The following is a 25,546-nucleotide window of genomic DNA, read 5'->3' as shown; positions in this document are numbered from 1 at the left end:
GCATTAGAATTCAAATAAACTACGTTATAAAAAGAGAGAAAAAGAAAAAGTGAAAAGAAGCCAGAAACGCTTCTTTTCACTACGAATGCTTACTTTTCTTCAGAAAGCCCATCAAAATAAACTTCAGTGTCTCGTTCATCTTGCTTTAATTGCTCGATCAACGCTTGTGCGCCATTGAAAGCGACTTGATCACGTAAGAAATGATGCCAACGGATCGCCACGGTTTCACCATAGATATCTTGGTGAAAATCGAGAATATAAATCTCAACTGTTAACTGGCGACCTTGACCAAACGTATCATTGTGACCAATCGATCCCATCGATGGATACCACTTGTCACCAACTTTGATTTCCGTCACATAGACGCCTTCTTTTGGCAACCGAACGGTGCTCTTCACTTTGATATTTGCGGTTGGAAACCCAAGTTCTCGTCCTCTAGCATCTCCGTGAACGACCGTTCCTTCAAATTCATAAATATACCCTAACAAGCGATTGACTTGCGCCATATCGCCATTTTGTAGTGCAGAGCGAATGCGTGTGGAGCTGACCTTTTCCTCATGAAACGATTCTTGCGCGACAGTCACGACTTCAAAACGTCCTTCTGCATAGGTTGGCAAAAGCGCCATGTTGGCAATTTCCTTCTTGCCATAGGTATAGTCAAAACCTGCAACAACAACTTTTGCATGCAGTCCGATCATGTATTCATCTACAAATACTTGCGGTGCCAAATTTGCAAAAGCAGAAGTAAATTCAATGATATAAAGAATATTTACCCCAAGTTGTTCCATATGCGCTTCTTTTTGCGGCAAACTGGTCAGGTATTGCATTTTTTCAGGATCAACCTTTTGAAAAACGATCGAGGGATGCTGATTAAAGGTCATCAACGCCAATTTTAACCCTTTCTCCTCTGCAATCTTTCGTCCTGTTTCAATGACTTTTTGATGACCTAAATGCACGCCATCGAAAAAGCCTAAAACTAAGACGATCTCCTCATCAGGAATCGCTGCGTGATCATAAGGGTGTCTTATTTCAATGATTTCCATATTCATTCTCCTATTTCTGTACGGATGACTTTTACCGGTTTCATCATATCCTGGTATTTGTCATGAGCTTTATAGATACTGATCAATTGTTCTCGATAAAAAATCGCCACTAATTCCTCTGGGCGCTTTGGTAATCCAAACGCGCTGAAGGGCAAACGCATGCCATTTTTTACTTTCTGCCAGAGGTCTGCATCGATCGTCACTTGAAGAAATTCTGATACCCCGTATTCTAAAGGTAGTAGTAGTTCCGAAACACGTTGTTCATCGACTGCCTTTTGCACCTCTGCAATCGTGTAGGATTGTTCTTTTGAAAAACCACCGCTTTTTAGGCGAGTCAAATCAGACATATGCGCGGGTACACCCAGCAATTTCCCTGTGTCGACCGCTAACGTGCGAACATAAGTCCCTTTTCCACAAGAAACTTCAAAACGCCAGCTTTGCGTATTGTCCTCATGAATAATCGGCTCTGAAATTCGTTCAAAGGAATAAATTTCTGCTTTGCGCTGTGGCCGCTCGACACTTTCATTGTTACGAGCATATTCGTAAAGTCGTTTGCCATTGACTTTGACCGCCGAATACATCGGCGGGATCTGGGTAATCGTCCCCGTCAACTGTTTCATTGCCTGATCGATCTCTTCCTTCGTAAAAGGACGAGTTAGTGCTTGTTGTTCAACGATATCCCCCGACCGATCTTCTGTAGTGGTACTGAAGCCCAAAGTGATTTCCCCGGTGTAGACTTTTCCAGAATCAACCAAGTATTCGACGATCTTCGTTCCTTTTCCGATACAAATGGGCAAGACACCATCCACGTCAGGATCTAGTGTGCCGCTGTGTCCGATTTTTTTTGTCTTTAATATTTTTCGTAATTTAAACACGCAGTCGTGACTTGTTTGTCCACGCTCTTTCCATAATGGTAAAATCCCGTCCATCGTATTCCTCCATTTCACTTCAACTTGCTTATTATAACATATAAAAAAAATTCATTGCACGACAAAATCCTTTTCGCTCTTTCTCATTACATGATAAACTAAGCATATAAGGAGGTCCTAAAATGGTTGTTTTAACGATAGGGTCATTTATTGGATTTGCCATTTTTTTGATCATGATTCAGCTCGGCACGATGCAGCGTTGGGAAGAAGCGTTTGCTTTGCAGATCATCCAAAGCCGTACGCCCTCTTTGACGCGCATGATGCACTTTTTTACCAATTTAGGAAAAGCCTTTCCGACAGTTGCGATCGCTTTACTGTTGTTTGCCTTTCCATCATCGCGGGCGGATCTTGCACCAAAAACAGCAGTCAGTATCTTCATAGTATCAGCAGCTGCTTACTTGATCAAACGAATCGTCCGACGAGATCGTCCTATTGATCATCGTTTAGTTGAAGAAAAAGATCACAGCTTTCCTAGTGCCCATGCTGCCACATCCGCTGCCATGTACGGAACGATCGCCTTGAATCTTGGACAATTGGTTCCCTCAGCAGTCCTTCCGATGACTCTGCTGGCAGTTTTGTTAAGCTTTATGATCGGCTTTAGCAGAGTCTACTTAGGGATCCATTTTTTAACAGATGTGATCGGAGGCTGGCTCTTGGGGACAGGTGTTGCTGGACTGGTAACTTTACTGATGAATACCTGATGCTCTTTTCAAATAAAAAAGAACAGCTTCGATTGGAAGCTGCTCTTTTTTTTATTCTTCTGAGTGCAATGCGCGAATCATTTCATCAATTTTATTCCCGTATTGTACTGATTCATCCAATTCGAATTGGATTTCTGGAACTTTATAGAGCGTTAACGCTTGACCTAATTCACGACGAACCAAGCCAGTTGCTTTATCCAGTCCTGCTTGGGCTTTTTGCTTATCTGAAGCTAAGTCCGTTAGGGTGCTGTAAAAGATCGTTGCTTGCTGTAAATCTCCAGTTACTCGTACATCTGTGATCGTCACATCTTGCACGCGAGGATCACGAACTTTTTTACGAAGAATTTGATTGACTTCTTTTAAGATTTCTTGCGCCACTCGGCGATCTCGATAGTTAGCCATTCAAAAAGCCTCCTTGTATAGTTGTCATTCCGTTATTTTGTCGGTACTTCTTCCATGACATAGCCTTCGATCACGTCATCAACTTTAAGATCGTTGAATTTCTCGATCATCGCGCCACATTCAAACCCTAGCTTCACTTCTTTGACATCATCTTTGAAGCGTTTCAAGCTGGCAAGTTTTCCTTCATAGATAACGATGCCGTCACGGATCACGCGGACGCCACTGTCACGGCGAATACTGCCTTCCGTTACGTAGCAACCTGCGATCGTGCCCACTTTAGATACTTTGTATGTTTCACGAACGATCATTTGACCAGTGATTTTTTCTTCGAATTCAGGATCAAGCATCCCTTTCATCGCGGTTTCGATTTCTTCGATCGCTTTGTAGATGATGCGATGCAAACGAATATCGACTTTTTCCGCTTCCGCTTGCTGTTTGGCTTGCGGTGTTGGACGGACGTTAAATCCGATGATGATGGCATTACTTGCTGCTGCTAGCGTTACATCACTTTCATTGATTGCACCAACGGCTGAATGGACGATGTTCACTCGCACACCTTCAACATCGATTTTCTTCAATGAAGCAGCTAATGCTTCAGCTGAACCTTGTACGTCTGCTTTGATGATGACATTTACTTCTTTCAGTTCGCCTTCTTTTAGACTTTCAAACAAGTTATCCAATGTCACACGACTGCTTGATGCGCGTTGCTCCATCAAGGCACGTTTTGCACGTTCTTCACCTGCTGCCCGAGCCGTTTTTTCATCTTCAAAGGTAACGAAACGGTCACCTGCTTGAGGGACATCGTTCAATCCTGTGATTTCGACTGGCGTTGCAGGTCCAGCTGCTTTATCACGACGACCTAAATCATTCGTCATCACGCGGACACGACCGAAAGTGTTCCCTACAACGATTGGATCACCAACATGAAGAGTTCCTTGTTGTACCAATAGTGTTGCTACAGGACCTTTGCCTTTATCAAGGCGCGCTTCAATAACGGTACCGATCGCTCGTTGGGTAGGATCAGCTTTCAAATCTTCGACTTCTGCTACTAAGAGGATCATTTCAAGCAATTCTTCAATGTTTTGCCCAAATTTCGCTGAGATTTCAACGAAGATCGTATCCCCACCCCAAGCTTCTGGGATCAACTCATGTTCACTTAATTCTTGCATCACATGTTGAGGGTTAGCACCTGGTTTATCGATTTTGTTAACTGCAACGATGATTGGCACTTTTGCTGCTTTCGCATGGTTGATCGCTTCCACCGTTTGCGGCATGACACCATCATCAGCTGCGACAACTAAAATCGTAATATCAGTGATACTTGCTCCCCGTGCACGCATACTGGTGAACGCCGCGTGTCCAGGAGTATCTAAGAAAGTGATTGGTTTGCCATTGATGTCGATTTGGTAAGCCCCAATATGCTGCGTGATTCCTCCAGCTTCACCACTTGTTACGCGTGAATGACGTAATGTATCAAGCAATGTTGTTTTCCCGTGGTCAACGTGACCCATGATGGTAACAACAGGTGGTCGTGATACTAAATTCTCTTCAATTTGTTCTTCTGCTTCGAAGAATTTATCGATATCTGCGATATCCACTTGAACTTTTTCTTGTGGTTCGATTCCGTAATCGGTAGCAAGCAGTTCAATCGTATCTTTATCTAAAGGTTGGTTTTGATTGACCATAACCCCCATCATAAAGAGCTTCTTGATGATCTCTGCTGGTTCACGGTAGATTTTTTTCGCGATATCCGCTACGTTCATGCCTTCTGTATATTCCAATACTTCTGGCAGTTCACGGAATTTACGTGCTGGAACTGGCGGTTTCTTTTCCGTCTGCTGACGGCCTTTTTTCCCTTTTTTGTTAAATTTATTGCGATTGTTGTTGTTGAAATTGTTATTGCGTCCACCGTAATTTGACTTGCCGCGGTTTTGATTTCCTCCACGGGAATCATTCGAGCCTTGCGTACGGTTGTTGTTGCGGTCTGCTCCTTGCGTATTTCCTGCAGATTGAGCGGCTGGACGGTTTTGTTGCCCTTGATTGTTCGGACGATTTTGTTGTCCTTGGTTGTTTGGACGGTTTTGCTGTCCTTGGTTATTCGGACGATTTTGTTGCCCTTGGTTGTTTGGACGGTTTTGCTGTCCTTGATTGTTTGGACGGTTTTGTTGCCCTTGGTTGTTTGGGCGATTTTGTTGCCCTTGGTTGTTTGGGCGATTTTGTTGCCCTTGGTTATTCGGACGGTTTTGCTGTCCTTGATTGTTCGGACGATTTTGTTGTCCTTGGTTGTTTGGGCGATTTTGTTGCCCTTGATTATTCGGACGGTTTTGTTGTCCTTGGTTTGTTGGGCGGTTTTGTTGCCCTTGATTGTTACGATTCTCTTGGTTATTCACTCGATTATGACTTCCTTGGTTATTTGGTCTGTTACTTCCTTGACTGTTCGTGCGCTCTACTTGTCCTTGACCAGCAGGACGGTTATTGCTTTGCGTAGTTCGCTGTTGACTTTGATTGTTATGACGGTTTTGGAAGTTAGGATTATTTCTTTGCGTTTTAAATTTCTTTTGTTCTTGTTTTTCCGGCTGGTTGGCTGGTTTCTGATTTGCGGGATTTGAGTTTGCAGATGTTTTACCATTTGGATTGCCGCCTAATGACTGCTGCAATTTCTGCGCCTCTCCATCTGAGATCGCGCCCATATGATTTTTGACATCAAAGCCTAAAGATTGTGCTTTTTCAACAACCTCTTTGCTCGATTTGTTCCATTCTTTTGCAAGTTCATAAATTCTTTTTTTCCCCATGCAATCACCTTCCTAACCTAATATTAATTCCTGCACCTTCCTTGCAAATCCTTGATCTAAGATGCCAATGACCATTCTTGGTTTCCCAATGGCCGCACTGATTTCATCAGCAGAAAATGCATCTAGGAGCGGAATTTCGTAATAAGAACTTTTGTCCTTAATTTTCTTTTGTGTATTTTTACCAGCATCACTGGCGACAATGACCAAAGCAGCTTTCTCATTGCGAATCTCTTTTAAGGTCATTTCTTCACCAGTCACTAATTTCCCAGCACGCATGGCTAGTCCTAACATATTTAATGCTTTGGTTTTATTCATTTGCAAATAACTCTTTTCGCGCTTTTTGGTGCGTTACATAGTCCAATAGTTCTTGGTAAAATTCATCTGTTAATTTCGTTTCCAGCACCCGATCCAAGATCCGCTTATCCCATGCTTTCTGGGCTTCAGCCGGTTCGATCGCTATATAAGCTCCTCGACCGGGCATTTTTCCTGTTGGATCGATGGAAACAACGCCTTCTTTTGAACGAGTGATACGAAGCATTTCTTTCTTAGGCAGCATTTCGCCTGAAATCACTGATTTTCGTAAAGGAATTTTTCGTTTTTTCATCACGATCTCACCTCAACTATTTTTCGTCAAACTCAACATTTTCATAATCATCCGCAGTCATATCTGATGAAAGGATCGCTTCATCAACTGTTTCTGCAGATTCTGTTGCTTCTGTGCTGCTTTCTTCAGCAGCTTCTGAAGCAGTTGCATCATACTCATCGATATAGTCGCCTTCATCCAGCTTCGCATAAAACTCTTCCATATCTGTTTCTGATTTGATATCGATTTTGAAGCCAGTCAATTTGGCTGCTAGACGAGCATTTTGTCCGCGTTTACCGATCGCCAATGATAATTGGTAATCAGGAACGACAACAGTACATGCTTTCGGATTATCAACGTCGAAAATAACGTCGCTGACTTCTGCTGGATTCAACGCATTGGCGATGAAGATCGCTGGATCTTCATTCCATTCCACGATGTCCATGTTTTCGCCTTTTAGTTCATTGACGATCGCTTGAACCCGTTGACCTTTAGGGCCGACACAAGTGCCGACTGGATCGACGTTGGCATCAAAGGAACGAACAGCGACTTTGGCACGATCCCCTGCTTCACGAGCAATACTTACGATCTCTACAGTACCATCATATACTTCTGGCACTTCTTGTTCAAATAATCGGCGTAGCAAATCTGGATGGCTACGGCTAACGAATACTTGAGGGCCTTTCGAAGTATTTTCAACACGAGAAACGAATACTTTGATCCGATCATGGGGTTGATAAAACTCATTTGGCATTTGGTCTTGTTTTGAAAGCACGGCTTCAATTTTGCCTAAGTTTACATAGATATAACGATTGTCTTGGCGTTCAACGATTCCTTGCAGAATGTCTTTTTCGTACGCGCTAAATTCGTTATAGATAATGTTTCTTTCTGCTTCACGGACCCGTTGCAAAATGACTTGTTTTGCCGTTTGCGCCGCAATACGACCAAAGTCTTTAGGCGTTACTTCAAAACGGATTTTGTCGCCGATTTCATAAGCGGGATTGATTGTCATCGCTTCTTTTAATGAAACCTCTAGTTGCGAGTCCATGACTTCTTCTGTCACTTCTTTGACTGCATAGACGTGGATGTTGCCTTTTTTCTGATCAAATTCAACTTCCACATTTTGTGCTTGCCCGTAATGACGTTTGTAGGCTGAAACCAATGCCGCTTCCAAGGCATCGATGACAATCTCTTTTGAAATGCCTTTCTCTGCTTCTAATGCATCCAATGCATTCAACATTTCTTTACTCATGATTCTTTCATTCCTCCGTGTTTAAAATTGAATGGCTAAACGAGCTTTGGCAATATTTTTCCGGTCGATCGTTCGTTCTTTTTCTCTGGTTTTGATTCGGGTCTTCATAACTAGCTGATTTTCGTCGAATGACTGTAAAAAGCCTTCGAACTGTTTTTCTCCATCAATCGGTTGATATAAAGAAACATGAATGTACTCGCCGACTGCCCGTTGATAATCTGCTTCTTTCTTCAATGGACGCTCGGCGCCAGGGGAAGAAACTTCCAAGAAATAGGCCTGTGGAATAGGATCAGGTTCGCATTGGTCTAATTGTTCACTAAGTTGTTCACTGACAAAGGCACATTCCTCGATATCGATTCCGCCTTCTTTATCGATGAACACACGAAGAAACCAATTTTTCCCTTCCTTCACGAATTCTACTTCAACTAATTCAAATTTTTGCGCATCCAGAATAGGGGTCACTATATCTGTAACAGTTTCCACTACCGTACTCACAACATCGCCTCCTTTATTTCTCAACGAAACGAACTTCATTCCATTAAAAAGAGTGAGCGAAAAAACCGCTCACTCACTCTAAGTATCATTACATTGTAAATATAACACAATTTTCATAAAGATTCAACTACTGTCGCATGTTCCCTTCGCTTTCAGAAAAAAACAAAGCATTTTCTTAAAGATTTTTAATGCTTGGGTGAATGGCTGTTAGTGAATCACTTGACCAATCCGGCGTAGTAGTTGTGGGTAAATGCTCTCTGGATCAAAGTCCATTGGCGCGTCATGTGGGAAATGAAGCCAGAGCCGACCACCATAAACCACTAGTACCGAAAGTGTCAAGGTCAGCCACAGGTTGTGACTGTGGTAAAGTTTGCTGATTTTCGGATTTTTTTTGAACAAAACGATTCCGAATACGATCGGCACTAACCAAAACAAGGGATGAAAATGCAGCGCACCTTCAAGATCACCCTGAAATAAGTGCAAGTAGGCGCGCGTCATGCCACAACCTGGACAAGGAAACCCCGTTAACCATTTAAACGGACAAATCAATAATCGACCCAATCATCTGAATCAGACGAATCGTTTGATGTAGCAGATGACATCATGGCATTTTGATCAGCTGCTTCCCACATTTGATTCATATCACCTTGTAAAATCGCCATGTTGATGAAATCAAAAGCAAAAAGGCTCAAGACGACAAAAAGGATTTTGTTGTCACTCAGACGAGGCATATTCGCTCGTTGTTGTGCACTCATAAAGATATCCGCAATTCGGTACCACCAATAAATTTGGTACAATCCGCAAGTAAGGATCGTGAGTAAAATCGACGTTTCTGGCGAAAGACGATTATCCCCGCTGTACTCTGCTAGCTCTTTGGTTGTTTGGTACATCCAAAAGAATGTATAAATGCCACAAGTAATAAATGTTAATAAAATGACCGATACAACCGATTTCTTTCTAACCCCGTAATTATAATTCATCACAAACTCCTTCTAGTTTATTCCTTTTTATCACTTACTAATTATACACGATTTTATTCACAAAAACAAAAAAAATCTAATTATTTTATTTTATATAGATTAAAAAAGGTAAATAGCACCTACTGAAAGCAGGTGCCTATACTATAAAATCATTCGTTTTCTTTGAACCAAAAGCTATGCTCGACTATAATTTTTCACTTCAGCAGCCATTGCATCAACAAACAAACTCAATTCTTCGACTTGGGTCTCCTTGCTGCCGTAGCGACGGATATTGACTGTCGCATCATTGACTTCTTGATCCCCAACAACAATTTGGTAAGGAATTTTTTGGGTTTGTGATGCACGGATCTTATACCCCATTTTTTCGTTGCGGTCATCCACTTCCACTCGCAGTCCTTGCGCTTGCAGGCGTTCTTTGATTTCGTAAGCATAGTCGCTGTGGGCTTCGACTGAGACCGGAATGATCGATGCTTGGATTGGTGCCAACCAAGTCGGGAATGCCCCTTTATAGACTTCTGTCAGGTAAGCCACAAAACGTTCCATCGTTGAAACGATTCCGCGGTGGATCACCACTGGACGGTGATTGTTTTCGCCATCTTCACCAACATATGTTAGATCAAACCGTTCAGGCAATAAGAAATCCAATTGGATCGTTGACAAGGTTTCTTCCATACCTAAAGCTGTTTTCACTTGGACATCTAGTTTAGGTCCGTAGAAAGCTGCTTCACCGTCAGCTTCAAAATAATCCAATTCTAATTCATCCATGGCCGCTTTTAGCATTGTTTGCGCATTTTCCCACATCGCATCGTCATCAAAATATTTGTCTTTGTTTTGTGGATCGCGATAACTTAAACGGAAACGATAGTCAGTAATATTAAAGTCATCATAAACACCGATCATTAAATCAAGTGTCCGTTTGAATTCTTCTTTGATTTGATCAGGACGAACAAATGTATGACCATCATTTAAGGTCATTTCCCGAACCCGTTGCAATCCAGATAATGCCCCTGATTTTTCATAGCGGTGCATCATGCCTAATTCAGCGATCCGAATAGGTAGCTCACGATACGAATGAATGTCATTTTTATAAACCATCATATGATGCGGACAGTTCATTGGTCGCAATACTAACATTTCCCCATCCCCCATATCCATTGGCGGGAACATGTCTTCATGGTAATGATCCCAGTGCCCTGAGGTTTTGTATAGATCCACGTTTGCCATGATTGGTGTATACACATGTTGGTACCCTAAGCTGATTTCTTTGTCCACGATATACCGTTCGATCGTACGACGGATCGTAGCTCCTTTTGGCAGCCAGAAAGGCAAACCAGCGCCGACTTCAGGTGATAACATGAACAATTCTAATTCTTTTCCTAATTTGCGATGATCGCGTTCTTTTGCTTCTTCCCGTAAACGGATAAATTCCTTCAAGTCTTTTTTATCGAAAAAGGCTGTTCCGTATACCCGTTGCATCATTTGATTATCAGAACTTCCACGCCAATAGGCTCCGGCTACTGATAACAATTTGTACACTTGGATACGACCTGTCGATGGGACATGAGGGCCGCGGCATAAGTCAACAAATTCACCTTGCTGATAGGCAGTAATCGTTTCATCATCTGGTAATTCAGTGATCAACTCTACTTTGTATGGATCTTCGGCAAAAAGGGTCAACGCTTCTTCTTTTGTTAACACGCGGCGTTCGATTGGCAGATTTTCTTTGATGATCTTCATCATCTCTGCTTCGATTGCTGGTAGATCTTCTGCAGTTACTGGGTTTTCCCCATTGTCTGTGTCATAGTAAAAACCAGAATCAATTGCAGGTCCTACCCCAAAATGGATCGATGGATAGAGTCTGCGCATGGCTTGAGCCATTAAATGAGCTGTCGAATGACGAAGTAAGCCTAAGGCGTCTTCATGATCGGGTGTCACGATCTCAATCGTTGCATCTTCTTCGATCGGACGTGAAAGATCGATCAGTTGTCCATTGACTTTTCCAGCTAAGGCTTTCTTTGCAAGACTTTTCGAGATACTTTCAGCAATCTCTTTGGTTGTTACCCCAACAGCAAAATCTTTTTTTGCGCCATCAGGAAATGTAATAAATAATGACATATGAATGTCCTCCTTTGATGATTTCAATCAATAAAAAAAGTCCTAGTATCGGTTACGATACTAGGACGATCACTCGTGGTTCCACCTATTCTTCAAAAACAGAAAAAGTCTGTTTTCCTCTTCATGAGATAACGGTTCAACCGCCTCCGTTTCAACAGAGGTCTTAAAAAAGTGGTCATCCTTTGGTTTTCTTCTAGGAAATTTTCAGCCAAGATTTCCCTCTCTTATCGAAGACTCTCAAATTCAGGTGTCTTTTTTATTGATCGATTATGGCTCAATTAAACCACTCTCTTGATAAAAAAGCAAGAGAATTATTTCCAATCGCCATTCACAGCATAGGTTCCTTGCTTCATTTCATTGATGATAACGTGGATATGCTCTTTAGGGGCGCCTGTATTTTTATGGACCGCCTCAGTGATTTCTTTCATCATATTCGTCAGTTGCTCTTGCGAACGTCCTTCAACTAGTTCGACATGGATAAATGGCATACGACTTCCTCCTTTGTTTGCTTTTGATTATACACCTTTTTCAAAAAGACAAAAACTATTACCTTGGTTTCCAAAGAAAACCATGACTTTATTCTTCCTGATAAACGACACAAAACTTTTCGCAAACACACAGCATTTGATCGTGAAAAGACAACCCCGCTGAGGCATAAGCTCGTCGAAAAAAAGCTTCATGAACACGGCGCCAATAAGCCAAAGTGCGATCTCCTTCCCCTTCTAAAAAGGCAAAGTCTGCTGTCACCTCATCAAAAGGCACGATGGACACTGACTCTAAGTAAAGAACAGCTTTTGGTACATCCGACCCATTTAAAAGGACACTATAGGTTCCTGATTGCGGCAGTGCTTCTTGCTCTATTTCATAGAGCGCAGCGGCAGATGTCGTTGCCGTCTTTTTGCCAGCTAAAACCAGTGCTGCCAGTTCATCGGCCATTTGTGGGGTATCACCAAAGGACCAAGCATCTTCATAGGTCAAAGGAGATTGATTTCTTGGATTTGCTTTTAAAAACCGCTGCCAAAACGCCTGAATCTGACAGTCTTTTATTTTTGATTCTCTGGTTTCATCTGCCAATTTTTTTCACTCCAATACTTCGTATATGTTTGGACATTCTCAGCTTCTTGCCAATCATAGGCCAGCCCTAATTTCTCGCTGATGTTCTTTGCTTGGCCATCAAAACGTTTTTGCATCTTCAAGAGGGACTGACCGCAAGCAGTGATCGTGGAAAAATCAAGCAATGAGGTCAATTCCCGCCACTCCTTTTCCGTTAGAAACGACTGTAGGTATTTATGATTTTTCCCTGTACTCACCTGAAATTGCTGAGCTTGGGCAACGAACAAATCTTCAATCCATAACAATTCTTGCCAACAAATAGTGTATAAATGATCTGCAGCATAAATCAGCTGCTTTCGAAGCAGCCCTTTCACGACATACGTGCTTACCCACCAAAATTCGTTGCAGTGTTCCTGAAAAGCGGCTTGGGTCGGGCGCTTGATCCAGTAATGCGAATGATTTGCTTGATTAGCAAAACTTAGTATTTGGTCTGGATCAAGCAGCGGCTGCAAGCCTGGTTCGTTAGCCAGACGATCGACCAGTGCAAGAGGACATAGCATGAGATCGATTCTTACTCCGTCTAAAAAATGCATCAAGTACGTAAAACACCCGCCCAAACTTGGCGGATAGATGGTGCTAGTTTCCGGTGTTTGCCTGATCATGATCGGTCCAAAGGCTTCTAACCATGAAGGATCATCGACCAAGGGCTGAATATCATCCATTACGTAAACCACATCAAAGTCTTGCAAAAAATCTTTTGGCGCCTGTGGATCGGTCCGTGAACCAGATAAACCGATGGCACGTGCCCCAACACGTTGCCCCACAGACAGGATCAATTGGTGCAATTCTGATTCTTCCCTCACCGTCTCCACCTCTTTTTCGTTTCGTTTTTGAACACCTAAGCTCTTTTTATAAATATTAGCATAGTTTCTTTTTTTCCACGACATTCGCAGGGAAAATATGCTATAATTTTATGTCGCAATTTTTTTAAGGAGGATCCTTCGTGAACGAACGTCAAAAAGAACAACAACATGTTAATGAAACCATTGCTCTGATCCACAGAGAACAAGCGATCCTTTCGCAGCAAAAACAAGAGTTAGCCGCTAAAATGGATGATCAATTAAAAGAAATCGCCGATAAGAAAATTCGCGGGGGCGACAGTGAAGCCTTTTATGAATCAGTTATCGAGTACCAGCAGCATGAACAAGAATTGCTGATAAAATACCAAACCGCAGAATCACAAGAAAAACGCGTCAAAACCTTAACAACGATGGCGGGCAATCCGTATTTTGCTCGAATCGATTTCAAAGAAGAACAAGAAACCGAGACCCTCTATTTGGGGATCGCTTCATTGCGAGACAAAGATGAAGAAACGATCGTCATTGACTGGCGCGCACCGATCGCCAATCTTTATTATGAAGGAGAGCTTGGTGAAACCTTCTACGAAACAGACACTGATCGGTTTACGGTAGAATTGCTTTTGAAACGCCAATTTAAAATTCAAAATGGGGAAATCTTGTCGATGGTCGATACTTCGGAGATCATCAATGACGAATTTTTGTTGGAAATATTGGATGAAGCCTCTTCTTCTCAAATGCGTAACATCGTTTCGACGATCCAAAAAGCACAGAATCAAATCATTCGTGATACCACCAATAAATTCTTACTGATCGAAGGAATTGCTGGAAGTGGGAAAACCTCTGCTTTGTTGCAGCGGGTCGCCTTTTTACTTTATCGGAATCGCAAATGGTTGGACGAAAAACAAGTCTTGCTGTTTTCACCCAATCATTTGTTTTCTGACTATATTTCCATGGTCCTGCCTTCTTTAGGTGAAAGTGAAGTGCCCACAAGAACCTTCCACCACTTTATCCAATTGATTCTGACTGGCTATGAAGTGACGAAAGAAACCCAACAAGAAGAAACCTTTTTAAGTGGCGACGATGATGCCATTGAAAAAATCAAAAGTAGTCTTTTCTTGGTGGAAAAAATCAACCGTTATGTCCGTTCGATTGCACCGATCGGTCCCTTGTTCCGTGATCTAAAAATCCAAGGGCAAACCTATTTGACAAAAGAACAGATTCGCCGCTGGTATCAAGAAACCAATAACGAACTGCCGATTTACCAAAGAACCCAACTGCTTCAAACGAAATTATTAAAAAAAATCGGCGGATTGGAAAAAGATGAAGCCAAAAAAGACTGGGTCAAAGAAGCGACCGAAGAACAATTGCAACAAGTATTTGCCAATGATCCTCATCAAGAATACAGCGAAGAAAACGAACGCCGTTTGCGGAAGAAACTTAGACAGCAGATCGTCCGCAAGAAGTTCCGTTCCTTGACGCGGGGAGTGAAAAACTTTCAGTTTATCAACCAAGCCAAGCAATACTTACACTTTTTACAATCGGTTGAGTCTGCTGCAGTCAAAGAAACTGGCATCGAGCCTGCGGCTTGGCAGCAAAGTATTGCCGATATTCGACAAGGCATGCGCCAAAGACAGATCAAACAAGAAGACGCCGTTTTGTTTTTCTTACTGATCAAACAGCTTTATCCTGTTCACGTCGAAGAAAAAGCTCGGTTTATCTTTATCGATGAAATGCAGGATTTTCCACCAGCACAAGTGGCTCTACTGCGTCAGCTTTATCCAAAGGCTGGCATTACCCTGTGCGGCGATTTGAATCAAAAAGTGTATGGCAATGAAACGGTCGTCGGGGCATTAGCAGAATTATTCCCCCGCGAAAGTGTGAAACGTTATCAATTGAAAACCAGCTATCGTTCGACTAAGGAAATCACAGATTTCGCCAATCAATTTTTAGTTGGTAGTGATCAAGTGGAATTGACGGCTCGTAAAGGGGCGGTACCAACAATTGTTAAAGGAACTGCAACTGAAAATCTGGCTTTCCTAGAAACCAGTATTCGTGACGCCGCTGAGAATCAGCGTTGGCGCACCGCGATCATTTGTAAAACCGCAAAGGATTGCCAGCAGTTATATGCCCAGCTGGCAGAAACAATGCAGGAACAAGTGCAGCTGATCACCTCTGAAGAAGACTTCATGAAACGCAATGTGATGATCTTCCCGGCCTTTTTAGCAAAAGGGCTAGAGTTTGACCAAGTATTTGTCTGGACACCAGGTGCCACTTTCGTGACTGAACAAGACCAATTGATTTTTTATACAATGGCGACACGGGCGATGCATCAGTTGACCGTCCTCACCCAAGAGGAATTGCCGCTGCTAGCAAAAGCTGATCCTACCACTTATCAGTTCCAAGAAGCATCAACGATCGGATAACAAAAAACATCACTTTCGGCGAGTTCCCAAAGGAAACAAGCCGATCGTGATGTTTTTTTAGCCTTTTAACTCGCCAATAAATAAACGGGTTTCTGGATAGCGCATCCCTACGATGGTTAAAATCATTTGCAGCTCAGAAACGTGTTCGGGATCTTCTGGAACGAATAATTTTGTATGTCGTCCAATGCTGCCGTTATCGATCAAGCGACGGGTACGATTCCACTCACTAAATTCTTCAATCGTCGTAAAGCGACTAAGAGGAAAGCCAGCGCCATCTAGAATTTCTGTCAATCGAAAAAGTACATAGGAACTGTCGATGACAAATTCTTTTTTATGAGGCAAAGCACGCGTTCGTTTATAATCAATAATTGCTTTTTCTGGTCGGTGCTCTAAAAGCCAATCCAACAGCAAGAAGAACCCTTCCATTCGATACTCATCGATAAAGAGCCGTTCAGAGTATTCCGACATGCGAAAGACTAAAGGAATCAAGAATCGCTCTTTATATATTAATAAGGGTGCGCGATCAACGACGACATTTAAATAACGATTCAAATAAGAAGAGCCGCGATAATCACCTAGACGATACCCTTCCACCCCATACTTTTGATATTTCCGACAAAGAGCCGAGCAGTCAGAAATCGATACAGACACTTCTGCTAGCTTTTCAAAACCACTTAAGATTCGATTAAATGGCTCTAAAACGATTTTTTCTTCCATGTCTGCCCCCCTAACGATTTGTTTGCTTATGTAGTAAATCATAACACATAAAATGTATAGAAACCAACTGAAAAGATGATCAACACAGAAGAATTTTCATTAAATGAGCAACGCTACCGCTTCATTATTTCTCTTGCATAAGCGACAAAGCTTCTACATAAAAAAACATACTAAAAAAATGGCAGCCAGATTGTCTCTAGGCTGCCAAGTGACACTTATTCTTCCGCGTCTGCCACATTGTGATAGACGTTTTGTACGTCTTCAAGATCTTCTAACACATCGATCATTTTTTCGAATTTTTCTAGATCGTCACCCGTCAAGGTTACTTCATTTTGAGGAATCATTTGCATTTCTGCAATTGAGAATTCAGTGATTCCTTTTTCTTTCAAGGCTTCTTGAATGGCATGGAAGTCACTTGGTTCACCGTGAACGATGATTTGTCCATCTTCTTCAACAACATCACGAACATCGATCTCTTTGTCCATCAAGTATTCTAAGATTTCATCTGCATCGTCACCGGCAAAGCCAAAGAGTGCCGTGTTATCAAACATATAAGCAACGGCCCCTGAAACACCCATATTCCCACCGTTTTTACCAAAAGCGGCCCGAACATCGGCTGCGGTACGGTTGACGTTATTTGTCAACGTATCGACGATCACCATTGATCCATTTGGTCCAAATCCTTCATATCGAAGTTCTGAGTATTGTTCATCGCCAGAACCTTTGGCTTTTTCAATCGCACGGTCAATAATGTGTTTTGGCACATTGTAGGTTTTCGCACGTTCGATAACAAAGCGTAATTTTTGGTTCGCGTGAGGATCAGGATCACCCGATTTTGCTGCTGCGTAGATTTCGATTCCAAATTTTGCATAAACTCGGCTATTGTTTGCATCTTTAGCAGTTTTTTTCGCTACGATATTTGCCCATTTACGACCCATGATTTCACTTCGCTTTCTTGTTTTTAAAAATCCTTATTCATTATACTTGTCAAATGACGTTCTGTGAAGTAATTTTCACTTATTTATCAATAAAAAGCGGAATTCTCCGAAAATTTTGTTCTGTGATTTGAGGATTCCCTTGCTGATAGATCTGGTCGATCCGCAATGACAAGCCGTAGCGCTGTGCTTCTTGCTTACCAAATTTAGCGATCAGCGGCAGGGTCAGCTCTTTTTTGACCTCTTTTAAATATTGCTGCCCTTGCTTCGTATACCCTAAGACTCGAATAAAGGAATGTTCTTGGGCTTCCTTCATTTCAGCTTTTGTCACTTGGAACAATACATAACAAGCAAGACGCTGCAGCCGCGTTTGGGTATAACGTTTCGTCTTCAACAACTTGATAAAATCTGCAAAAGAATCCGCCGCTGTCACATATTGTTTTAGTCGATATTCTAGTCCTTCTTCCATCTGGTAAATAGCAGCTAATTTTTCGATTGGGGCAGAGATGATCTGGTATTGAAGATACGGCCAAAAGGCTTCCCAGTCGACTGTTGCTTGTGAAAGAAAGTTTTGGGTGGCTTCAGGAACAAAATCCGCAACAGCTGTACCTTGTTTGATTGCTTGGCGAATGGCTGTTGCACTGGCGATCGTGGGATGATCGAATTGTTCTGAATGATAAGACGCCGCAACGCGTTGGATGGGGACCAAGCGTATTGGTTTTTCATAATGCAGTACTTCCCGCGCATACGCCATACCCAACAGATGATTAGGCTGGTCCTTTTCTGCATGGTACTCAGGATAAAGCTCACTGAAGACCGCACTCATTTTTTGACTATAGGTAGCATTTTGCCTAGCTAAGCGTTGAAATGCGTCATCGATCATTAGGTGATTTTCTTTTTCAAATTGAGCAAACTTGGCATAGTCGAAGGGGTGTTTCGTATCTGTGCCAAAGCATAACAACTCACATTGCAGATCCTGCAGAATCCTAATCGCTCCCGCTGCAAAAAAATCAGCAGAGTGGACGGCCCAAGCGGGGGGCAATTCGACGATCAAGTCTACCCCATGTTGTAGTGCTGCTTGAGCTCGCTGCCATTTATCGATGATTGCTGGTTCGCCACGCTGTAAAAAATTTCCACTCATCACCGCAACGACGACATCAGCATTCGTTACTTGTCGTGCTTTTTCCACATGGTATTGGTGTCCATGGTGAAAAGGATTGTATTCTACGACTAGTCCGCAAGCCTTCATCGACATCCCTCCTGTTTTACATAACGGTTACTTATGGCAGACAAAAAACCAGCGACGGCTTTTTTCATTTGGCTTCGTATCGATAAAATCGGCATAGCATTCAACATTAGCAAAACCAGCATTTTCTAACATTCTTAAATAGCTCTCGAGAGGATAGGTTCTTTCTTGATGAAGCTCATCTAAGCGTTCAAACAATCCATTCTCTTGTGCAACAAAAAAGGTCAAGAAGTGTTCAATGCTATGGTCTTTTTCGCCTTGATAGCTTTCCCAAAGAAAGGCAAATTCATCGGTTTGGTAATGATAGCTATAATCAGGAAAGACTTCATCGATTTGATATACGGAATGCACATCAAATAAAAAGACGCCGTCTTCTTCTAAACAACTGTAAACACCATCAAACACTTGCTGCACACTCTGCTCGTCTTCCATGTAGCAAAGGGAGTCAGAATAGCAGGTAATTGCTTGATAGGTGCCAACATCTACGAGATCCAGCATGTCACCCGCAACAAATTGCACAGCCGCCTCTTCTTTTTCAGCCCGTTGACTAGCGATCATCAGCATCTCTTCTGAAAGATCTAACCCAGTCACGTCAAAACCAGCCTTGGCAAACTCAACGGCTAACGCACCAGTTCCACAAGCCAATTCTAACAGCTGTTTTCTTTTTCCTAAATGACGACAAGAAAAATCCAGCCACTTTTTATAGAGACTGGAATCCATTACTTCGTCATAGACAAATGCGAAGGTTTCGTAAGCCATTACGCCACGACCCATTCATTAAGATCCACAAGCGGCGCATCAGACCATAATTTTTCTAGGTTGTAAAAAGCACGTTCTGAGGCACTGAATACGTGAACGATCACGTCACCTAAGTCGATCAAGACCCATTTTCCACCATCTTTTCCTTCGACACGACGAACAGATACTTGATTTTCTTCTTCTTTATCGATGACTTCATCAATGATCGCATTGATTTGACGTTCGCTATTTCCTGAACAGATCACAAAGTAATCTGCTAGCAAAGAGATTTCCCGCACATCTAATGCCATAATATCTTCGGCATGTTTTGAATCGGCGGCTTTTACAGCAATTTCTAATATTTTCTGACTATCTATGGTAATTCCCTCCTATATTTGGCTACCCAAAAATTGTAGGTTTCGATCGTTTTTGGGTAGATAACTGCTTCTGTTTCGATCAAATGAAGCAAGGTATGTTTCGTTTCGTAAGCAACAGCGGCATCTAAGTCAATCATTGCGATCTCTCTGGCTTCAACGACTCCAGGAAACGTACGTCCGGGTTCGATATAATCTGCCACATAGATGATTTTATCTAACAGGCTCATCTTAGCAGCTCCGGTGGTGTGCAAACGGATCGCTTGTAAGATTTCTTCGTCATCGATTTCTAATTCTCGTTGAACGAAATCAGCACCGACAAGTCCATGCCAGATAGCATTGTTCCAGTTCAAGAGATCCAAGTCGAATCCGTCTCTACGAATGACTAATTGAAATTCTTCATCGCTGCGTTCTTTCGCATAATCATGCGTCAAGGCGGCGATGCTGGCTTTGACCGGTGAAGCACCATATTTTTCCGCAAGGGCAACGGCCGTTTTTTCGACACCTAACACATGCTCAAAGCGCTTTTGACTCATCTGCATTTGGACCTTTTGCATCAAAAGTTCCCGTTCTGCTTGTGTGTAGTGTTCACTCTTCATCCAAGTACAACCCCTTTTCTTGAATATAGTGTAACACATTATCTGGCAATAAGTAGCGAACCGAACAACCTTGTTGCACTTTTTTACGAATTGTTGTTGAGCTGACATCCATTAGCGGGATATCGATCCAAATAATCGGGTATGGGCTATCGATCGGCACTTCTGGACGGCGAACCCCCACAAAAGTCACCAATTCCATCAGATCATCGATTTGATGCCATTTTGGTAAATAGTTCACCATATCCCCGCCAATGATAAAATAATAATTGGTATCTGGATTCTTAGCTGTCAATTCCCGCATCGTATCAACCGTATAACTCTTGCCTTTTCGTTCCAACTCAATGGTCTCTACAGCAAATCGCGGATTATCGGCGATCGCCAACTCCAACATCGCCAAGCGGTGCTCAGCTGGGATCGTCTTTTTCTCATCAACATGAGGCGGTAAATACTCAGGCATGAAATAAACTTTATCCAGCCCTAATGCTTGCCCTACTTGCTCACCCATGACCAGATGTGCGTAGTGTACTGGATTAAAATTCCCACCAAGAATGCCCACTTGCTTTTTCGGTACAAGTTCTTGTGTTTGTGTCTCTAAAACCATTTGTACCTTTCCAAATGTTTGTCCTTGCATGCCTTCTCCCTCCTAAATTGAACGAACTTTGCTTGAAATCGTTTGGTATTTTTCTTTGCTTGACGGTTTGAATAAAACGATCACTCGTCCGATGATCTGTACCACTTCACAGCCGACTTTCTCACGGATCGTTTCAGCTGCTTCGTCAGCAACCTCATCGGTATTTTGGAGCAATGAGACTTTGATCAATTCTCGTTTTTCTAGCGCTTCTTCAATTTGCGCCATCATCGCGTCATTCAAGCCGCCTTTGCCGATTTGAAAAATCGGGTTTAAATGGTGCGCTTCACTTCGTAAAAATCTTTTTTGTTTTCCTCGTAAGTCCATATTCTTCCTTCTTCCTTATACTAATGCTTTACGTCTAAGCACATCGACACCCTTTGGCGCCCACCCAGCGATGACACACGGTTTGGTGATCGTGATCCAGCCAAGTCCAGCAAAAACGATATCGGTTTTTTCTTTGATTGAAAATTCGAAACGGACGAGTTCAGGAAAATCCGCCACTTCATCTGCTCGCGGCGGCTGCAGCAGCCCACCAACATGTTTCTCATAAAACTCATCGGCTTTCGTTAATTTGGTCCGATGGATCGCCACATCATTTGCTACATAAGCAATAAATGAACTGCGTTCTCCTTGAATGAAATCAAATCGGGCAAGTCCTCCTAAGAACAAAGTTTGTTCTGGATTCAACTGATACACCTTTGGTTTGATCTCTTTGGCTGGTGCCACGATTTTTAGATCTTTTTTACCTAAATAATGCGCCATTTGATGACGATGAATGATTCCTGGTGTGTCGATCAAGAAGTGTCCGTCATCCAATGGAATCTCGATTTTATCCAATGTGGTTCCTGGGAAACGCGAAGTCGTGATCAATTCGTTGATCCCCGCTGTTTGTTTGATGATTTGATTGATCAATGTTGATTTTCCAACATTCGTCACACCCACCACATAGACATCGCGTCCTTCACGATACGTTTCGATCGCTTGCAGTAAAGCTTCCGTTTCACCTGGCTTCTTGGCACTCGTCAATAATACATCCACTGGTCTTAAACCAGCTTCATGAGCACGTTCCTTCATCCATTGGGTCATCTTCGATTTTTTCAAAGATTTTGGCAAAATATCCACCTTGTTGCCCACTAATAAAACAGGATTATTGCCGACAAAGCGGTGCAGTCCTGGGATCAATGAACCATTAAAATCGAAAATATCAACGACATTAACGATCAAGGCTTCTTTTTCCCCGATTTCATTCAGTAGACGCAGAAAATCATCGTCGGTAAGGGAAACATCTTGGATCTCATTGTAATGGCGCAAACGGAAGCAGCGTTGACAATAGACTTCTCCTGATTCAAGTCCTTTTTCTAATGCGGATTGCGGGGTGTAGCCCAATTCATTGGGGTTCGTTGTCTGAATCACTGCCCCGCAGCCGATACAGTGAATTTCTTCGATTCCTTCTGTCATATTAAATTCCTCCACGCCATTTTAACTCTGGGTTGTGCTTCAATAAATAGTTCATGATTTTTCTTTCTGCGGCTCGATTAAATTGGGTTTTCCAAGAATCCGTTGGGATCACTGGTTTCACTAAAATACTGCGAACACCGGCACGATTGGCACCTCGTACATCCGTCATGATTTGATCGCCGATCATCACGACCTCTTCTTTTTTCAAGCCTAATTGTTGATAGCCTTGTTTGATCCCTCTTGAAAAGGGTTTTAATGCGCGGTGTACGTACTTTAAACCAAAGGGCGCAACTGCCCGTGCCACTCGTTCACTATTGTTGTTGGAAACGACAACTACCGGTATCCCTGCATTTTTCATTTCCAGTAGCCAGTTTTTTAGTTCTTCGGTTCCGTCAGGATTGTTCCAAGCAATCAAGGTATTATCAAGATCGGTCAAAATCCCTTTGATCCCCTGTGCCTTTAGTTGGCTAGGGGTGATTTTATAAATCGCATCGACCATCCAAGTCGGTTTATAATTTGAAAACATAAAATCTCCTTTGCTGCATGATTTCTTCACGTATTAAAAATCGGCGACTAGTCATCGATCCAAATTGTCGATCCTTAAAAAGAAACAGTCCGATCTGCCTACAATCACGCAGATGGTTTCTATCAAGATCAGACCTCCTCAACCTGTAATTATACAATAGAATCTTTTTGAATACTAGCAAGTGCGCCAGTTTCTGCAGGTTTCTTGTAAAAGAACTGAAAAAGGAACCTGCCAAGACAACCGTTTGTCCTATCACTTCTTTAAAGTAGTCTTTTTTCCGTCAAAAAAGCATCCTTTTACTGAAAGGATGCTTAGGAAAGGTCCAAATTTATCACTAACAACTGCGAACTTCTCGCAGTTTACAATACTTTACTCAAAAAATCAATGGTTCGTGGATTTTTCGGATGATCAAAGATCTGTTCTGGCGTTCCTTCCTCCATAATGATTCCCTGATCCATAAATAAAATCCGATCCGCGACTTCTTTCGCAAAGCCCATTTCATGAGTGACGATGACCATCGTCATTCCTTGCTGAGCCAAACGCTGCATGACGGACAATACTTCGCCAACCATTTCTGGGTCTAACGCTGAAGTCGGTTCATCAAAGAGCATCACGTCTGGTTCCATCGCCAAGGCACGTGCGATAGCGATTCGTTGCATTTGTCCACCAGAAAGACTTTGAGGATAGGCTTTTGCTTTGTCTGGTAAGCCAACATCATTTAGTAGTTGTTTTGCCAACTGATCAGCCGCCGATTTTGCTACCTTCTTGACTTTCGTCGGGGACAAAGTAATGTTTTCTAAAACCGTCATATTCGGAAAAAGATTAAAATTTTGAAATACCATACCCATTTTTTCACGCATCTTATACAAATCATTCTTTGGATCGGTAATATCGGTTCCTTCAAAAAAGATTTTTCCGCTTGTCGGTACTTCTAATAGGTTCAAACAGCGTAAAAACGTGCTTTTTCCTGACCCAGATGGCCCAATCACCACTACGACTTCTCCTTGAGCGATCGTCGTTGTGATCCCTTTTAGCACTTGATTGCTGCCAAAGGTTTTGTGTAAATCTTGAATATCTAACATCATAGCTTGTCTTCTCCTTTTAACGACGATAGCCTTTGCCTAGTTTCTTTTCCCATAAACTCAATAGTCGCGAAGTCGTAAACGTCAAGATGAAGTAAATGACCGCCGCCACATAGAAAGGCGTTAATGGTTGGAAAGAACTGGTGACAACGATCTGCGCACTGTTCATCAGCTCGTAGATGCCGATCGTTGAAAGCAAAGAGGAATCCTTAATCAAAACGATAAATTCATTGCCTAGTGGCGGCAAAATGTTGCGTAGTGCTTGTGGCAATACGACATAACGCATCGTTTGAAAAGGCCGCAACCCTAAAGAACCAGCCGCTTCTGTTTGACCGTAATCAACGGCATTGATTCCCCCTCGGACGATCTCAGCAACATATGCCCCAGAATTAAGCGAGAGCGCAATGATCCCAGGAAATAGCCGCCCAAAATCAAGACTCAACACGCCGATCGAGACCGTCGGCAAGGCAAACATTCCTTGCAAAAGACCAAAAGCGATCAATATCTGCACCAGCATCGGTGTGCCGCGGATGACTTCAATATACGCATTAGCAAACCAGCGCAAAGGCGTCACTTTTGATAATTTCATTAGGGCAAAAATCACCCCTAGAATCGTTCCAAAGATCACGGTGATGATAGAGATCACGATGGTGATCACCACACCAGAAAGAAAATAAGGGTAATATATCGCTAAAAAGGATAAATCCATAATTGTGTCTACTCCGTTCTATCTATTGCGCCGCATTTTCGTTGGCTAGATCTGTGTTCTTTTGTACATACTCATCGATTGTACCATCTTCAATCAATTCTTTCAAAATACTGTTTAGTTCTTCTTGTAATTCGGTACTCCCTTTAGGTAAAGCAATTGCATAAGAATCGCCTTCAGATGCTTCTAATGCTACATCAGTGATCACGAGGTCATCATTTTGTGCAACATACGATTCAGCAACCGCACTTTCAAGGACCAAACCGTCGATCGAGCCTTGTTTCAATTCATTGACTAGATTCGGAACTTTGGCGATGGAAACCAATTGCGAATCAGCTAATTGATCTTGAACGATCATTTCTTGGATCGAGCCTTTTTGAGCGCCTACTTTTTTGCCAGACAAGCTTTCGATTGAATCAAATGCCGATTCATTGTTTTTATTAACAACTAATTTTTGTTCTGGTGTAAAATAGTTATCGGTGAAATCAAAAGTCTGTTTACGTTCGTCAGTTGCTGAGATGCCTGAAACAGCGATATCGGCTTTCCCTTGTTGCAAAGCAGTCAAAACAGCATTGAAATCAAGGTCCAAAATATTCACTTCGACACCAAGACGATCAGCGATCTCATTGACCATATCGATATCTGCGCCCACGATCGTATCTTTGCCATCGATCAAGGCATGAAATTCAAACGGGGCAAAGTCAGCAGAAGTTGCCACATTTAACACACCAGCTGCTTTGATGGCTTCCAATTGATTATCCGCCGAACCGCTGGCACTAGAACTTCCAGTACTCGATGATCCGCCATTCCCACAAGCTCCTAAAACCAAAATCCCCGTCAATACAACAAGTGCTCCAAATAATTTTTTCATTAAAAACGCTCCTCTTCAAAACAAATATTTATGCA

General features: G+C 42.4%; 29 protein-coding genes. 2 read left to right on the top strand and 27 right to left on the bottom strand.

The annotated features are described in order from the left end of the window. Window positions 1-89: 89 nt before the first annotated feature. A complete protein-coding gene (gene ribF / locus IGI69_RS07185) occupies window positions 90-1,043 on the bottom strand; it encodes a riboflavin biosynthesis protein RibF (RefSeq protein WP_373191964.1) in 954 nt (317 codons plus the stop codon). 2 nt (window positions 1,044-1,045) lie between these two features. Continuing rightward, window positions 1,046-1,972, bottom strand: coding sequence for a tRNA pseudouridine(55) synthase TruB (truB, locus tag IGI69_RS07180; protein WP_086295210.1), 927 nt, complete (start codon window positions 1,970-1,972; stop codon window positions 1,046-1,048). Window positions 1,973-2,094: 122 nt separating this feature from the next. Between truB and IGI69_RS07175 the strand changes: the two genes are divergently transcribed. Next, a complete protein-coding gene (locus IGI69_RS07175; protein ID WP_086295208.1) occupies window positions 2,095-2,673 on the top strand; it encodes a phosphatase PAP2 family protein in 579 nt (192 codons plus the stop codon). A 51-nt stretch (window positions 2,674-2,724) separates the two neighbouring features. Here IGI69_RS07175 and rbfA read toward each other — a convergent pair whose 3' ends face one another. The 12 genes from rbfA to IGI69_RS07115 form a co-directional block, all read right to left on the bottom strand. Further along, the gene (gene rbfA, locus IGI69_RS07170; protein WP_438740215.1) at window positions 2,725-3,075 is read right to left on the bottom strand and encodes a 30S ribosome-binding factor RbfA; all 351 of its coding nucleotides are present in this window, start codon (window positions 3,073-3,075) and stop codon (window positions 2,725-2,727) included. A gap of 32 nt (window positions 3,076-3,107) precedes the next feature. Further along, a complete protein-coding gene (infB, locus tag IGI69_RS07165; RefSeq protein ID WP_373191967.1) occupies window positions 3,108-5,867 on the bottom strand; it encodes a translation initiation factor IF-2 in 2,760 nt (919 codons plus the stop codon). Window positions 5,868-5,879: 12 nt separating this feature from the next. Beyond that, the gene (locus IGI69_RS07160; protein WP_015509584.1) at window positions 5,880-6,182 is read right to left on the bottom strand and encodes a YlxQ-related RNA-binding protein; all 303 of its coding nucleotides are present in this window, start codon (window positions 6,180-6,182) and stop codon (window positions 5,880-5,882) included. Further along, window positions 6,175-6,471 carry an RNase P modulator RnpM gene (gene rnpM, locus IGI69_RS07155; protein WP_005225922.1) on the bottom strand — a complete coding sequence of 99 codons (297 nt, stop codon included), beginning with the start codon at window positions 6,469-6,471 and terminating at the stop codon, window positions 6,175-6,177. Before rnpM ends, IGI69_RS07160 begins: the two co-directional genes overlap by 8 nt. A 16-nt stretch (window positions 6,472-6,487) precedes the next feature. Next, window positions 6,488-7,702: a transcription termination factor NusA gene (gene nusA / locus IGI69_RS07150; RefSeq protein ID WP_060792086.1), complete on the bottom strand. Its 1,215-nt coding sequence runs from the start codon at window positions 7,700-7,702 to the stop codon at window positions 6,488-6,490. 21 nt (window positions 7,703-7,723) lie between these two features. Then, complete coding sequence (gene rimP / locus IGI69_RS07145) at window positions 7,724-8,197, bottom strand: ribosome maturation factor RimP (protein ID WP_008378146.1); 474 nt, start codon at window positions 8,195-8,197, stop codon at window positions 7,724-7,726. Between the two features lie 207 nt (window positions 8,198-8,404). Next, on the bottom strand, window positions 8,405-8,746 hold the full coding sequence (locus IGI69_RS07140; RefSeq protein WP_256925774.1) for a DUF2752 domain-containing protein: 342 nt from the start codon (window positions 8,744-8,746) through the stop codon (window positions 8,405-8,407). Next, window positions 8,743-9,177, bottom strand: a complete 435-nt coding sequence (locus IGI69_RS07135) for a DUF4234 domain-containing protein (protein WP_034857985.1) — start codon at window positions 9,175-9,177, stop codon at window positions 8,743-8,745. Before IGI69_RS07135 ends, IGI69_RS07140 begins: the two co-directional genes overlap by 4 nt. A 174-nt stretch (window positions 9,178-9,351) precedes the next feature. Next, window positions 9,352-11,292, bottom strand: a complete 1,941-nt coding sequence (gene thrS / locus IGI69_RS07130; RefSeq protein ID WP_438740211.1) for a threonine--tRNA ligase — start codon at window positions 11,290-11,292, stop codon at window positions 9,352-9,354. 311 nt (window positions 11,293-11,603) lie between these two features. Beyond that, window positions 11,604-11,780: a 2-hydroxymuconate tautomerase gene (locus IGI69_RS07125; protein ID WP_005225916.1), complete on the bottom strand. Its 177-nt coding sequence runs from the start codon at window positions 11,778-11,780 to the stop codon at window positions 11,604-11,606. A gap of 88 nt (window positions 11,781-11,868) precedes the next feature. Beyond that, complete coding sequence (locus tag IGI69_RS07120; RefSeq protein ID WP_081116852.1) at window positions 11,869-12,366, bottom strand: ASCH domain-containing protein; 498 nt, start codon at window positions 12,364-12,366, stop codon at window positions 11,869-11,871. After that, window positions 12,336-13,208, bottom strand: a complete 873-nt coding sequence (locus tag IGI69_RS07115; protein ID WP_438740209.1) for an aminoglycoside 6-adenylyltransferase — start codon at window positions 13,206-13,208, stop codon at window positions 12,336-12,338. The genes IGI69_RS07120 and IGI69_RS07115 overlap by 31 nt, the downstream gene beginning before the upstream one ends. 140 nt (window positions 13,209-13,348) lie before the next feature. Here IGI69_RS07115 and helD point away from each other — a divergent pair, with 140 nt between their 5' ends. After that, window positions 13,349-15,628, top strand: coding sequence for an RNA polymerase recycling motor HelD (helD, locus tag IGI69_RS07110; protein ID WP_438740207.1), 2,280 nt, complete (start codon window positions 13,349-13,351; stop codon window positions 15,626-15,628). A 57-nt stretch (window positions 15,629-15,685) separates the two neighbouring features. Here helD and IGI69_RS07105 read toward each other — a convergent pair whose 3' ends face one another. The 13 genes from IGI69_RS07105 to IGI69_RS07045 form a co-directional block, all read right to left on the bottom strand. Further along, the gene (locus IGI69_RS07105) at window positions 15,686-16,345 is read right to left on the bottom strand and encodes a hypothetical protein (protein WP_438740205.1); all 660 of its coding nucleotides are present in this window, start codon (window positions 16,343-16,345) and stop codon (window positions 15,686-15,688) included. Between the two features lie 215 nt (window positions 16,346-16,560). Next, on the bottom strand, window positions 16,561-17,283 hold the full coding sequence (locus IGI69_RS07100) for a YebC/PmpR family DNA-binding transcriptional regulator (protein ID WP_005225911.1): 723 nt from the start codon (window positions 17,281-17,283) through the stop codon (window positions 16,561-16,563). A gap of 79 nt (window positions 17,284-17,362) precedes the next feature. Next, window positions 17,363-18,529, bottom strand: a complete 1,167-nt coding sequence (locus IGI69_RS07095) for a nucleotidyltransferase (protein ID WP_438740203.1) — start codon at window positions 18,527-18,529, stop codon at window positions 17,363-17,365. Between the two features lie 27 nt (window positions 18,530-18,556). After that, window positions 18,557-19,285: a class I SAM-dependent DNA methyltransferase gene (locus IGI69_RS07090; RefSeq protein ID WP_034695540.1), complete on the bottom strand. Its 729-nt coding sequence runs from the start codon at window positions 19,283-19,285 to the stop codon at window positions 18,557-18,559. Beyond that, window positions 19,285-19,626 carry a ribosome silencing factor gene (rsfS, locus tag IGI69_RS07085; protein ID WP_034695537.1) on the bottom strand — a complete coding sequence of 114 codons (342 nt, stop codon included), beginning with the start codon at window positions 19,624-19,626 and terminating at the stop codon, window positions 19,285-19,287. Before rsfS ends, IGI69_RS07090 begins: the two co-directional genes overlap by 1 nt. 11 nt (window positions 19,627-19,637) lie before the next feature. Further along, window positions 19,638-20,237, bottom strand: coding sequence for a bis(5'-nucleosyl)-tetraphosphatase (symmetrical) YqeK (gene yqeK, locus IGI69_RS07080; protein WP_005225907.1), 600 nt, complete (start codon window positions 20,235-20,237; stop codon window positions 19,638-19,640). Next, complete coding sequence (locus IGI69_RS07075; protein WP_438740201.1) at window positions 20,227-20,868, bottom strand: nicotinate-nucleotide adenylyltransferase; 642 nt, start codon at window positions 20,866-20,868, stop codon at window positions 20,227-20,229. Before IGI69_RS07075 ends, yqeK begins: the two co-directional genes overlap by 11 nt. A gap of 12 nt (window positions 20,869-20,880) precedes the next feature. After that, window positions 20,881-21,192, bottom strand: coding sequence for a ribosome assembly RNA-binding protein YhbY (gene yhbY / locus IGI69_RS07070; protein ID WP_005225905.1), 312 nt, complete (start codon window positions 21,190-21,192; stop codon window positions 20,881-20,883). Window positions 21,193-21,207: 15 nt separating this feature from the next. Further along, entirely contained in the window at window positions 21,208-22,326 is a 1,119-nt protein-coding gene (gene yqeH, locus IGI69_RS07065; protein ID WP_010748089.1) for a ribosome biogenesis GTPase YqeH, read from the bottom strand. 1 nt (window position 22,327) lies between these two features. After that, window positions 22,328-22,852: a YqeG family HAD IIIA-type phosphatase gene (locus tag IGI69_RS07060; RefSeq protein WP_005225903.1), complete on the bottom strand. Its 525-nt coding sequence runs from the start codon at window positions 22,850-22,852 to the stop codon at window positions 22,328-22,330. A 359-nt stretch (window positions 22,853-23,211) separates the two neighbouring features. After that, window positions 23,212-23,937: an amino acid ABC transporter ATP-binding protein gene (locus tag IGI69_RS07055; protein ID WP_438740198.1), complete on the bottom strand. Its 726-nt coding sequence runs from the start codon at window positions 23,935-23,937 to the stop codon at window positions 23,212-23,214. Between the two features lie 16 nt (window positions 23,938-23,953). Continuing rightward, entirely contained in the window at window positions 23,954-24,643 is a 690-nt protein-coding gene (locus IGI69_RS07050; protein WP_005225900.1) for an amino acid ABC transporter permease, read from the bottom strand. 22 nt (window positions 24,644-24,665) lie between these two features. After that, window positions 24,666-25,511 (bottom strand): transporter substrate-binding domain-containing protein, encoded by an 846-nt coding sequence (locus tag IGI69_RS07045; protein ID WP_005225899.1) that lies wholly within the window; start codon window positions 25,509-25,511, stop codon window positions 24,666-24,668. Window positions 25,512-25,546: the final 35 nt, after the last annotated feature.

The sequence above is a fragment of the Enterococcus sp. DIV1083b genome, from assembly GCF_051713705.1.
In the GTDB taxonomy this organism is placed as follows: Bacteria; Bacillota; Bacilli; order Lactobacillales; family Enterococcaceae; genus Enterococcus_D; species Enterococcus_D casseliflavus.
The sequence above is the reverse complement of the archived record's forward strand: the minus strand, read 5'-3'. Positions and strand labels throughout refer to the sequence as shown.

Bases quoted from the DNA above. Each gene is read 5' to 3' on its own strand.
- yqeH (WP_010748089.1), bottom strand. From the start codon at position 22,326: ATGACAGAAGGAATCGAAGAAATTCACTGTATCGGCTGCGGGGCAGTG.
- IGI69_RS07100 (WP_005225911.1), bottom strand. From the start codon at position 17,283: ATGGGTCGTAAATGGGCAAATATCGTAGCGAAAAAAACTGCTAAAGAT.
- infB (WP_373191967.1), bottom strand. From the start codon at position 5,867: ATGGGGAAAAAAAGAATTTATGAACTTGCAAAAGAATGGAACAAATCG.
- IGI69_RS07055 (WP_438740198.1), bottom strand. From the start codon at position 23,937: ATGATGTTAGATATTCAAGATTTACACAAAACCTTTGGCAGCAATCAA.
- IGI69_RS07160 (WP_015509584.1), bottom strand. From the start codon at position 6,182: ATGAATAAAACCAAAGCATTAAATATGTTAGGACTAGCCATGCGTGCT.
- IGI69_RS07045 (WP_005225899.1), bottom strand. From the start codon at position 25,511: ATGAAAAAATTATTTGGAGCACTTGTTGTATTGACGGGGATTTTGGTT.
- rnpM (WP_005225922.1), bottom strand. From the start codon at position 6,471: ATGAAAAAACGAAAAATTCCTTTACGAAAATCAGTGATTTCAGGCGAA.
- truB (WP_086295210.1), bottom strand. From the start codon at position 1,972: ATGGACGGGATTTTACCATTATGGAAAGAGCGTGGACAAACAAGTCAC.
- rbfA (WP_438740215.1), bottom strand. From the start codon at position 3,075: ATGGCTAACTATCGAGATCGCCGAGTGGCGCAAGAAATCTTAAAAGAA.
- yqeK (WP_005225907.1), bottom strand. From the start codon at position 20,237: ATGAAGAGTGAACACTACACACAAGCAGAACGGGAACTTTTGATGCAA.
- thrS (WP_438740211.1), bottom strand. From the start codon at position 11,292: ATGTCATTATTTATTACATTTCCTGATGGCGCAAAAAAAGATTTTGCT.
- IGI69_RS07050 (WP_005225900.1), bottom strand. From the start codon at position 24,643: ATGGATTTATCCTTTTTAGCGATATATTACCCTTATTTTCTTTCTGGT.
- nusA (WP_060792086.1), bottom strand. From the start codon at position 7,702: ATGAGTAAAGAAATGTTGAATGCATTGGATGCATTAGAAGCAGAGAAA.
- yhbY (WP_005225905.1), bottom strand. From the start codon at position 21,192: ATGGACTTACGAGGAAAACAAAAAAGATTTTTACGAAGTGAAGCGCAC.
- IGI69_RS07135 (WP_034857985.1), bottom strand. From the start codon at position 9,177: ATGAATTATAATTACGGGGTTAGAAAGAAATCGGTTGTATCGGTCATT.
- IGI69_RS07060 (WP_005225903.1), bottom strand. From the start codon at position 22,852: ATGTTTTCAAATTATAAACCGACTTGGATGGTCGATGCGATTTATAAA.
- ribF (WP_373191964.1), bottom strand. From the start codon at position 1,043: ATGGAAATCATTGAAATAAGACACCCTTATGATCACGCAGCGATTCCT.
- IGI69_RS07105 (WP_438740205.1), bottom strand. From the start codon at position 16,345: ATGGAAGAAAAAATCGTTTTAGAGCCATTTAATCGAATCTTAAGTGGT.
- IGI69_RS07090 (WP_034695540.1), bottom strand. From the start codon at position 19,285: ATGGCTTACGAAACCTTCGCATTTGTCTATGACGAAGTAATGGATTCC.
- IGI69_RS07125 (WP_005225916.1), bottom strand. From the start codon at position 11,780: ATGCCATTTATCCATGTCGAACTAGTTGAAGGACGTTCGCAAGAGCAA.
- IGI69_RS07175 (WP_086295208.1), top strand. From the start codon at position 2,095: ATGGTTGTTTTAACGATAGGGTCATTTATTGGATTTGCCATTTTTTTG.
- IGI69_RS07075 (WP_438740201.1), bottom strand. From the start codon at position 20,868: ATGCAAGGACAAACATTTGGAAAGGTACAAATGGTTTTAGAGACACAA.
- IGI69_RS07095 (WP_438740203.1), bottom strand. From the start codon at position 18,529: ATGAAGGCTTGCGGACTAGTCGTAGAATACAATCCTTTTCACCATGGA.